This window comes from Micromonospora sp. WMMC273 (assembly GCF_027460285.1).
GTDB classification, from domain to species: Bacteria; Actinomycetota; Actinomycetes; order Mycobacteriales; family Micromonosporaceae; genus Micromonospora; species Micromonospora aurantiaca.
The window spans coordinates 844,846-855,647 of record NZ_JAPZBE010000001.1 but is presented as its reverse complement, the minus strand read 5'-3'; the positions used below and the strand labels follow the sequence as shown (position 1 = coordinate 855,647).

General features: G+C 69.9%; 5 protein-coding genes and 1 tRNA gene. 1 reads left to right on the top strand and 5 read right to left on the bottom strand.

Translation table 11 applies throughout. The features are described 5' to 3' along the window. Positions 1-11 precede the first annotated feature (11 nt). From O7611_RS04200 to O7611_RS04180, 5 genes are all read right to left on the bottom strand, one after another. Positions 12-3,473 (bottom strand): LamG domain-containing protein, encoded by a 3,462-nt coding sequence (locus O7611_RS04200; RefSeq protein ID WP_194799831.1) that lies wholly within the window; start codon positions 3,471-3,473, stop codon positions 12-14. A gap of 116 nt (positions 3,474-3,589) precedes the next feature. Next, positions 3,590-6,787, bottom strand: a complete 3,198-nt coding sequence (locus O7611_RS04195) for a DNRLRE domain-containing protein (RefSeq protein ID WP_269696247.1) — start codon at positions 6,785-6,787, stop codon at positions 3,590-3,592. Between the two features lie 718 nt (positions 6,788-7,505). Beyond that, positions 7,506-8,339, bottom strand: a complete 834-nt coding sequence (locus O7611_RS04190; protein WP_194799580.1) for a MerR family transcriptional regulator — start codon at positions 8,337-8,339, stop codon at positions 7,506-7,508. 47 nt (positions 8,340-8,386) lie between these two features. Further along, a complete protein-coding gene (locus O7611_RS04185) occupies positions 8,387-8,938 on the bottom strand; it encodes a kinase (RefSeq protein ID WP_194799579.1) in 552 nt (183 codons plus the stop codon). A gap of 233 nt (positions 8,939-9,171) precedes the next feature. Further along, positions 9,172-9,247: transfer RNA gene (locus O7611_RS04180), tRNA-Lys, on the bottom strand. 187 nt (positions 9,248-9,434) lie between these two features. On the opposite strand from O7611_RS04180, the gene O7611_RS04175 reads away from it, so the two are divergent. Next, the gene (locus O7611_RS04175) at positions 9,435-10,712 is read left to right on the top strand and encodes a L,D-transpeptidase (protein ID WP_194799578.1); all 1,278 of its coding nucleotides are present in this window, start codon (positions 9,435-9,437) and stop codon (positions 10,710-10,712) included. The last annotated feature ends 90 nt before the right edge of the window (positions 10,713-10,802 follow it).

Sequence of the window (10,802 nt, the reverse complement as noted above, 5' to 3'; positions counted from 1 at the left end):
CGCCTGTCACGTCAGAGCGAGAGTTGTTCGCGGACCTGGACGTTGAGCTTCTCGATCAGGACCTTGTCGGCCACGCCGTCGTAGACCCGGACGTCGTCGACGGCGCCGGACAGGTGCTCCTTGAAGGCGCCGTCGAGCCAGGCGCGGCCCAGCTGCACCCCACCGGTGGCGACGAACGGCGACACCAGCTGGATCGCCTCGGTGAAGGACCCGTTGACGTACAGGGCCATTTCGCGGGCGTAGCCGTTGTAGACGAGGGTCAGGTGGTCACCCTTGCCGACGAGCTTCGGCGCCTCATCCGTGGCCTTCGTGGTCCACTCCGGCGCCACCGTGTCGGTGCTCGCCATCGCCAGTTCCCACTGCCCGGCGTTGTTGCAGCGCACCACGACCGAACTGCCGTTGGTGCCCTTCTGCGAGAAGACGGTCATCGGGGTACCGGCACAGTTGCTGGTCAGCTTGACCCGGGCGCTGATCGAGAAACTGCCCGCCATGTCCGCGTTGGTCGACGTGCTGGCGTAGCTGTCCGCGTTGCCGGTCAGCGCGAGGTGACCACCGCCGAGCAGGGACAGGACCGGGTGCTTGAAGACCGTCGCACCGCTGCCCAGAGTGAGTCCCGCGCCACCGCGCTCCTCGGGACTGACCTTGTTGGTCTCCGCGTTCAACCGCCAGTACGCCTTGCGGCTCGGCGCCGTCTTCTGCAGGCCGGTGACCTCGTCGGCGATGATCAGCCGGTCGAAGACGGAGACGTCCGCCATCGCCCCTTCCCAGTTGTCGGCGTAACCGCTCTTGGTCAGCACACGGCCGATCTGGAGCGGACCGCGCGCCTTGGTCAGCGATCTGCGCTGGGCGATGCGCGGGGCGTTGTTCCCGACCTGGAGCGACATCTCCTTCTTCGGCCCGTCGAAGATGGCCGTCACGTACGTCCAACCCGTCGTGGCCGCCGCACCGTCGACCTGCCAGCGGCCCAGTGAGTTGACGTCGTTGACCGGCATCCGGAAGAACCAGGATCCGCCCTCGACGCCCAGCGCGAACCCGGGCTCACCGGTACCGTCCTGGCTGACCGCGACCTGCCGCCGGCCGGCATCGTCGACCTTGAACCAGCCGGTGACGGCGAAGCTCGCCGACGTGTCGGTCAGGACCGGCTTGCTGGTCGTGAGGTGGGCGTCGGCCGTCCCGTCGAACCGGGCCGCCGTGTCGGACGTCCCGCCCGGACCCTCGACCCCGAACGTGACGCCACTTCCCGCCGTCGCGTCGTTGTCACCGAGCCCGTCGCCGGCGCCGTCCTCGCCCGCGACCTCGCCGAGCGACCACTGGGCGGTCGGCGGTCGCTTGCCCACCCGGAACGTGCACGAGGCGATGCTGCTCGACCGACCGGCCCGGTCGACGGCCTGGACGTTGATCGTCCGCGGGCCCTCCTTGTCCGGGTACCAGTTCGGCAGGGTGACCGGTCCGCCGTCGGTCGTGGGCCGAAGCACGTTCACGCCCGGCGCCGGGTTGGTGTTGAAGCCGTACCGGTACTCCACCACGTCCGTGGCGGCGGAGTCGAAGACGAAGTTGCCTGGCACACCGATCGAACCCAGCCACTCGTCGCTCTCGATGCAGTTCGACGCGCTCGCCGTCCCGTTGTCGGCCGCGTCCTGCGGCAGGTACACCGCGGAGTCGACGTCGGGCGCGCTGGGGCTGGTCTTGTCGTAGAGGAACTGACAGACGTTGCGCGAGCCCTCACTGCTCCACGGACCCCAGCTGGTGTTGTCGCTGGCCCGTACCTCCCAGGAGATGGGGACGTTCTGCGCGATGTCACTCGGGACCGTGTACGAGAAGACCGATCCGCTGGCCTTCAGCGGAGTGGTGTACGAGCGCGTCTGCAACGCCCCGCCGGCCGGCGTCCAGGTCACCTTGAACTCGGCCTTGATCTGCTCGGTGTGGGCCGAGGAGTGGTCCGGGTCCCGCAGCACCGCGTTCAGCCGCGGCGGCACGTCCACGTAGGGGGCGCCGGAACCGTACACACACTGCCCGCCGGGAGACATGGTGAGTTCGTTGAGGTTGGCGATCACCGGCGCACGGTTGTAGCGGACCGAGAGGACGCCGTTGTCGCAGAACCGCTTGGTGTGCGTCGAGTCGCTCTCGCTGACCGACCGCAGGCCGAGGGTCACGTTGCTCCAGCCCTTGGTCACCGCCTGCTGCACCGCGGCCTTCGCGTTCCACTCCGTGTTCTGGTTGGTGGAGGTACAGGTGGCCTGCGTCTTGGTCGGTGAGCTGGTGGCGAGGTGCGTCGCTCCGGACCAGCCCGAGCCGCCGGGCTGGTTGCTCCAGTTGGTGGAGGAGGTGATCCCGGCCGGCATCAGGTAGAGCGCCGCCGCCCGGGCGGTCGAGTTGTAGACGTGTTGCAGGGTGACCCGGAAGGTGGCCTCCAGGATCGTCTTGCCCGAGTACGGCGTGGCGAGCCGGTAGAACAGGCGCTTGACCTTCGAGTTGTTGCAGGAGCTGGGGCAGAGGCCGATGCGTTCGTGCCGCTTGCCGTCGAACTTCCAGTACTCCTCGTTGGGGTAGCCGCTGTCCACCATCGCCCAGGCGCTGTTGGTGCTGCTCTGCCAGACCGGGTCGATGTACAGCGGGAACGAGGCCTCCGGATCGGTGAGCATGGACCGGTCCGGGGTGAGGGTGAGGGTGTTGTCCGAGTAGTCGAGGCCGACCGGAGCCACCTCCGACGTGTCGCCCGGCCCCTCGGCCGAGGCCGCGCCCGGGTCGGTGGACGAGGTGTCCAGCGACCGCGCCGCGGCCGCATCGCCCCCCTCCTGGCTTCCGCTGTCCCACATGGTCGGCGCATCCGCCTCCAGGACCGGGTTGCCGGTGACCGGGTCCAGGGCGACCACACCACCCTCGGCCGTCTCCTCGATGGTCAGGCCCACCGCGGCGACGCCGAGCCGGAGGTTCTGAAGTTCCGGCAGATCGGCCGCCTCCGGCGTCTTGACCACCAGTACGTGCGAGAAGCCCTCGACGGTGACGTTCGCGACCAGGTCGACATCCTGGAACACGTTCGGGTAGGTCGCCTTGCTCTCCTCGACCACGGGAGCGGGAAGCGGCCCGTGCGGCCAGGTCAGAGTCATGCTCTTCTGGTCCCGGGTGACCACCATCAGCGGCGCGGTGCCGCCCTGGGAGAGCTGCATGCCGAGCAGGGCGGCGGCCGGGCCGTAGGAGCCGTCGGGCTGAACCACCAGGGTGGAGTCGGCGGGCACCCAGGCGTCTCCCTGGGTGACCCGCACCGGCTGGGTGTGGCCGTTGGCGATGAGCGTGCCATCCGGCTGCGCGAAGACGTCGCGGTACTCCGTGCGGTGCGCCAGCACCTCGACCGGCTGGTTGAGCGCCCTGGCGGCCACCAGCGCCTCGGCCTCGGTGTCCCGGACGAGGTCCTCGGAGGCCGCGGCGGTACGCGGCGCCGGCTCCGGGGGCTGGACGAACACCGCTGTGGACATCAGGCCGGCGAGGCCGAGCGTGAGCCCGAGCGTGAACACCCGGCCCCGTTTTCTCGTACGACGGGCCACCCTCTGGTCCTCCCCCGCTGGATAACTGCTCATGTCGATGGTCTTCATCAGCTGATCGCCGCCCCGAACGCGCTGTGCCCGGTGGGGAGACCGCCCTGTCCCGGCTGCCAGGTGAGGCTCGGGACCGTGTTGCCCGCCTTCAGATCGGACCAGGTGAACCCGTAGACGGCGTCGGTGCCGTAGGGAGTGCCGACGTAGAGCCGCTGCGAGGTGGCCGAGAGCGAGGCACCGACCAGTTCCTGGGCGCCGGCCGTCCCCGGCATGCCGCCCGATTCCCGGTGCAGCGTGGTCGGGGTGCCGATCGGATTCGCCAGCGCCGGGAAGATACGTACCCGTCCGGAGTCGGCCACCGACGTGCCCGCGTCCTCACCCGGCACGCCGATCGCGACGAACATCGTCGCGTTGGTGCCCTCACTGCCCGGCGCGGTGTTCACCACCACGACCTTCTCGCCGAGGTAGTCACCGTCCTCCGAGGCGTACGTGATCGCGGGCAGTTCGGTGAAGGTGTTCGCGGCAGTGACGTGGAACCGGTGCACCAGCCCGGCGTCCGGCGCCGGGGTGTTTGTGGCCGCGACGACCAGGTCCTCACCCGGCACGCCGACGACGACCAGCGAGTCGGCCTGGCCGGCGGGAGCACCGACGGGCCGGTACGGCGCGATCGAGATCGACTTGCCGAAGTTGTCGTTGGCCTCGGCGTCGTTCGAGACGTTGGCGACGTTCTGCTCCAGGCCGGCGGCGAGGGTCGGCAGCCCGTTGCTCAGCGTGTGACTGAAGACGTTCACCGATCCGGCGAAGGCCTCGGTGCCGATCGCCTCGCCCGGGGAACCGACCGCCCAGTGGTACGTGGAGGCGGCCACCGCATAGCCCGTCCGGTCGTCGATCTCGGCCGCGCCCGGGATGCCGCTGCCCTGGGACATCGCCACGTTGACGTTGCCCCGGAGGTAGTGGACGATGCCCGCCAGCGCACCGCCGGTCAGCCCTTCACCGGGCACGCCGATGACGAGGTACGGCTCACCGCCGGCCGTCCGGCTGCCGGCGACGGCGAAGCCGAACCAGTCGTACGCCTCGGCCGCGTCGGGGACGTTGGCGCTGTCCTGGTGGTACGTGACGGCGGGCGGGCCCTGCGCAAGGCCGGCGGGTGAGCCGAGCAGTACGTAGACGACACCGGCCTGGGCCTGGCCGCTGACGGCCTGGTTCGGCACGCCGACCGCCAGGTCGGTGCACCCGTCGTTGTTGGCGTCGTACGCGGCGATCGACGTGCCGAAGCGGTCACCCGCCTCGGCTGCACCGGGCATGTTCGCGCCACCCTCGTGCAGGGTGTGCACGGTGGTGCTGCCGCCGTACGTGACGTTGATCCGGCCGGCCCGGATCTGACCGTTGACAGTGGCCTCCGGGTCGGCGATCGCGATGTCGGCGACACCGTCGCCGTTGAAGTCGCTGTCCGTTCCGCCGGTGCAGCCGGTGACCGGCGTGGCCGTGGTGTACACCTGCATCTCGCAGAACGACGACCAGACGTCGCTGCCGGAGACGCCGTCGGCGGCCTTCACCCGCCAGCGGTAGATACCGCCGTCGACGAAGGCACCGGCGGGAACGGTCGCCGCCACCGTGGCGCCGGAGGCGACGTTGCTGGACGACGCGGAACCGATCGCCTTCTCCGCGTTCATCGCCCACCACTCGAAGGTGACGGTCATCGCGGTGCCGTCGCCGTCGGCGACGGTGGCCTTGAGCTGCGGCGTCAGCGTGTTGACGAGGGGACGGCCCGAGCCGGTCACGCAGGTGGTGGCAGGGACTGTCGACCGGGCCGTCACGGTCGGCCGCGAGTTGTAGGTGACGCTGGCCTTGGGCACCTCGGTACTGGCTGCGGCGTTGCGGGAGCGGAACTGCTTGAAGGACTTCGAATCGGTTTCGTCGGTGGCCCGAAGACCCATGTCGGCGCGGGTGTCACCGGCGTTCGCCGCGCGCTGGAAGAACGCGGTCCCGCTGATCCCGATCCAGGCGTCGTTGCAGCTGGCGTCGTAGCCGGCGGTGGCGAGGGTGGTCGCCTCCTGGTTGTTCCACGTCGGCTGGGTGTCCCAGATCATGTCGTCGGCCACCGCACCCACGGTCCAGAGCTCCCACGACCGGCCCTCACACAGGGGCGACCACCAGTTCCAGAACGAGACGGTGGCGGAGGTGATCTGCTTGCCGACGAGGGCCTCGGTGTCCCAGCGCAGCAAGGACCGGGTGACGGGTCCGGTCGGACCGAGCCGGCCGAGCCGGAGGTCGTCGGTGCCGCCCCGGTTGACCGTGTCGCCGGCCTGGATGTACGTGTCGAAGGTGGTGTACAGCGGGTTGATCGTCGGGTCGATGACGATCGGGTACTCCCGCTTGGAGTCGTTCAGCCAGCGCAGGTCCGGGGTCAGCGTCAGGTCGAGCCCGCCGGTTCCACGGGCCTCGGCGGCGGGGGCGATCGTGGATGCGACAGCCGTCTCGGCGATGGGGTTGCCGAGCGTGTCGACCCGCGCGTCCCACATCCGCAGCGCGGGGGTGTGCGCGACCACCCGGCCGGCGGCGTCCTCGATGGCGGTGTTGCCGCTGGCGTCGCGGACCGCCCGGGCGGCGTTCGCCCCGGTGATCGGCAGTGTGAGGCGGGCGACATGCTTCACGGCGCTGCGGTCCTTGACGACGAAGAACGCCTCCATGCCGGCGCGGGTCGCCTCGACGACCAGGTCCACCCCGGGCAGCGTGTCGACGTAGGTGGCTCGTCCGCCGTCCAGCTTCGGCTCGGGCAGCCGGCCGGCCCAGCCGACCGCGAGCCGATCCGCTCCGTGGCCGAGGACGGCCAGCTCCGGCGTACCGCTCGGCTGCGCGCCGGAGACGACGAGATCGAAGGGGTGGGCGACGGCGGCGATCCGCCCGTCCGCGCCCTTGCGCAGGGTCAGATCGACCGGAACCCACTGGTCACCGCGCCGGATCCGGCTCGCGCCGATCGACAGCTCGGCCCGGAACTGACCGTCCGGCAGTGCGAAGACCTCTGTCGTCTCCGACGTGAGGCTCTTGACCTGCACCGGCTTGCCGGACTCGCGGGCGGCCCGAAGGGACACCGCCTCATCGGTCCGGCTCTCCACGCCGCCTGTCACGCCGTCCGGGCCAGCGGCGAGATACTCCGCCGGCTCTCCCGGTACACCCGCCAACGCGGCCGCCGTCAGTACGGCGACACCCGCAGCCAGGCACGAACGGACAGTGGCCGTCACTCGACGTGCCACAAACCCTCCCCCGTGTGCTTTCCAGTTGTGCGAGCGGGACTCTAAGGGCGCCCTGCCTCAGCGCACAAGGCCGGACACGTTCCGTCAGGACGGATCACGCCGAACTGGACATCCGATCAACAGGTCAGCACTCTCGGTAACCAAACTCGCCTTCCACATTGGAGCTTGTGACGACTGCCGCATCCACGAGTGGCGGCATTGGGCGGTCGGGTCGATCTTCAAAACCGCAGATCAGTAGATGGTTGCCGCGGTCAACTGACCCCGAGCGGACCGCTTCACCATTGCGAACTATTTTCACGCATCGCCATCTTCGAATATGACACGGCGTAGTCGTCATTGATCGAGCAATCAGCCGATGCGGTACTCGCCCATCGGGAGGCAGTGCCGGACCAATCAGACTCATGGACACACCGAAATGGCGGCGGAGGGCGTCCCGCCAACCGCTCGGGCAGGTCATCGGTCCAGCGCGGAGCGCCGAACAGTGACCGCGGAAAGACGATTCGAATCGTCAGAACATCGAGCGATATTCGCCGCATTCGGGCGTCGGGATCGCCCTCGTCCGCGGAGTGACGCGTTGGTGATCATCATGCGCAACGCGCGCGAGGTAATCGGCGAAGACGATTGCCTGTCGAAAGCACTGCGGCGCCGATCGTCGGGGTCTGGCCGACCTTCGGATATCCGGGCTGCGGGCCGGTTCAGCGCTCAAGTCCTCCGTGGGTCACTCCGGTCGGCGTTCGACGGGCGCGCTGCTCAGTACGCCGTCGGGCCGCACCTCCTGACGCAGACGCGCGAGGTCGACGAACCGGTCGCCGTCGGGCGGGACGGCGTCGAGCAGGCGCAGGACCACTGTGCAGTACTTGGCCATCGTGTTGCGGCCCGGCATGAAGACGGACAGCTCGTCGTGGGCGTCGGGCGTCTGCACGATCAGGTCGGCGGGCAGGGACGGCAGCGTCTCCGGGATGCCGTCCACCGCGACCTTGACCGTCCAGAACGGCCCGGCGCCGTCGAGTACCCGCCGGTCCTGTTCCGGTGTCTCCAGCGCCGGCGTCCGCCACGGCTCACCGAGGCAGGTGACGCCGGCCTGCCGCACGGTGGTGACCAGGTCGGCCGCCGCCGCAGTGATGATCTCCTCGGCCCGGTCCCACTCCTGCGCGTCCCGGCCCAGCGGTGTGCCGGGTACGAGCCGCGCCACCACCGTCGTGGCCGGTACGTGCCGCAACCGCGGTTCGGGCTGCGCCTCGAAGACGGCGCGGGCCGCCGCGATGGCGTCTGCCTGAGTCTGCCGTTGCCGGCTGACCTCGTCGCTGTGCCGGTCGAGCAGGGCGATCGCCTGGTCCGGCTCGTCGAGGGCACGCCGGACCAGCTTGACGCTCATCCCGGCGTCCCGCAGCAGGGTGATCAGCATGGCCCGTTCCACCTGCTCGAAGGCGTACGAGCGGTGGCCGGTCCGGTCGTCGACCTCGGCGGGCACGAGCAGCCCTTCGGCGTGGTAGAAGCGCAGCGCCTGCGGCGACAGGTGACACATCTGGCTGAACTCGCTGATCGACAACATGACCCCAGACTGCCCCTTGCGGTAACCGGAAGGGCAAGTGACGCCGGCTAGCGTCTGTCGTCGTCGCGCCCGTCCTGGGGCAGCCCGGAGACGGCCGCGATCGCCTCGACCGCCTCGTCCAGGCCGGTGGTCTCCGGGAGGACGAGTTCGCCGGGCCAGCCCAGGACGTCGTGCGCGGCGTACCAGCCGCTCATCTGCTCGGCGGTGAAGTCACCGGCCTGCGGGCGCGTCAGGTGCCGGCGCAGCGTCTCGGCCAGCGACACGTCGAGGTAGCAGAACAGCGACCGCCCCCGGTGGCCGTCGCGCAGCGAGGTCAGCACGTCGCGGTAGCGGCCGGTGTACAGGATGCCTTCCAGGATCACGTGGTAGCCGTGGTCGAGGGCGAACCGGACGGTCTGCTCGATCAACGCGGGGGCGACGCCGCCGGGCTTGTCCCGTTCGCGCAGGACGATGCGGCGCAGGTAGTCCTGTTCGACGAGGGCGCACCCCCGGCCGTGCCGGCGTCGCAGCTCGCGGGCGATGCTGCTCTTGCCCGAGCCGGAGTTGCCCCGGATGCAGACGAGGATCGTGTCCGGGCTGCCGGTGGACTCAGCGGACACGATCCCTCCCCTGGGGTCAGCGGGCGCACCCGGGCCGAGCACAGCGTCCATCGTGGCAGCCGCGACCATGATCAGCTCAGGGCGACCACACGAACCGCGCCTCGGTGGAACGTCATGGGTGCCTTCCGGCCGGTTTGACACCCGTGGCGTTCCACCCACGGACGGTCGCTCCCGGCGCCGTACGCGAAGAAGGCCCCGACCGGCGTGGAGCGCCCGGTCAAGGCCTTGATCGTTGGTGCGCCGCCAGGGACTCGAACCCCGAACCCGCGGATTAAGAGTCCGCTGCTCTGCCAGTTGAGCTAGCGGCGCTCGCTGACAACGGGAAGAAGATTAGCACGCCCGCCGAGGCGGGTTCCAATCCGATACCGGGGTCCACCCTTCGGACGAGCTTAACCGGCGAAAGCGGTCAAAACGGTCATCCGATCCGGCGCGGGGGCGGGTGTGTGAGCGTCGATACGGCACGATGTCCGCCAGGCACGCGATGACAGGGGTGGGCATGGGCAGGTTCGCGCGGGCCGGGGCGACGGTGGGCGTCCTGGTCCTGACGGCGTCGCTGGCGCTGACCGGGTGCGGCGGCGGCGATGACGAGGGGAAGAAGCCGGAGTTCGTGCCCGGCCAGCAGCAGGTGGGCGGCGTCTCGTCCTCCGCGCCCGACCCGAGCGTCGCACCCAGCGACAACGCCGCCGCCCCGCCGCTGACGGTGAGCCCCGCCGACGGCGCGAACGCCCGGCCGGTCAGCACCGAGATCAGCGCCCGCATCCCCGGTGGCGGCACCGTGTCGAAGGTGATGCTCGCCACCGCCGACGGGACGAACGTCGCCGGGCGGATGCGGCGCGACGGCTCCAGCTGGGTGCCGTCGGCAGCGCTGAAGTACGGCACCAAGTACACCGCCACGGTCACCGGCGCCGGCAAGGACGGTCGGACCTACCAGGGCACCAGCACGTTCACCACGATGGCCAAGCCCAAGTCGATGATCGGCTCCGGCCTCTACATGTTCAGCGGCAAGACGTACGGCGTGGCCATGCCGGTGGTCGCCGAGTTCTCCCCGGGCATCCCGAAGAAGGACCGCGCCGCGGTGCAGAAGCGGATGTTCGTGCAGACCGACCCGCCGCAGCCCGGCGCCTGGCACTGGGTCGACAACGGTACGCAGGCGTACTACCGGGCCCCGGAGTACTGGAAGACCGGCACCACGATCACGGTCCGGCTGGCGCTGGCCGGGATCCCGCTGAGCAACGGCCGCTACGGCAACATCGACCGCAGCGCCACCGCCAAGATCGGCCGCGCGTTCGAGATGACAGTGGACAACGCCACCAAGCAGATGACGGTCTCCGAGAACGGCACGGTGATCCGTACCCTGCCGGTGAGCCTGGGCAAGAAGAGCACCCCCTCCTCCAGCGGCACGATGGTGGTGATGGAGAAGAAGGAGTCCACCGTCTTCGACACCCGCAGCGAGCCGGACCCGGCCAACCGCTACGTCACCGAGATCGACTTCGCCCAGCGGATCACCTGGGGTGGCGAGTACATCCACGCCGCGCCCTGGTCCGAGGGCGTGCAGGGGCGCCGCAACGTCTCGCACGGCTGCGTCAACGTGTCGATGGCCAACGGCCGGTGGCTGTTCGGCAAGACGATGGTGGGCGACCCGATCACGGTGAAGGGCACCGAGCGCCGCCTGGCCCCCGGCAACGGCTGGACGGCGTGGAGCATGAGCTGGTCGCAGTTCGTCGCCGGCAGCGCGCTGCCGGTTCCGCAGGGCGGGCAGCCGGCGCCGTTCTGACCGGCGTAACGTGGTCGGACACGCCACCTCCGACGAAGCGCCGGACGCCAGTGGAATCGTTACACCCGCGCGGGGTGTTCCGTTTCACGT

What these genes read in the sequence shown, in the direction of transcription:
- O7611_RS04175 (WP_194799578.1), top strand. Translation starts at nt 9,435, where the DNA reads ATGGGCAGGTTCGCGCGGGCCGGGGCGACGGTGGGCGTCCTGGTCCTG.
- O7611_RS04190 (WP_194799580.1), bottom strand. Translation starts at nt 8,339, where the DNA reads ATGTTGTCGATCAGCGAGTTCAGCCAGATGTGTCACCTGTCGCCGCAG.
- O7611_RS04200 (WP_194799831.1), bottom strand. Translation starts at nt 3,473, where the DNA reads ATGTCCACAGCGGTGTTCGTCCAGCCCCCGGAGCCGGCGCCGCGTACC.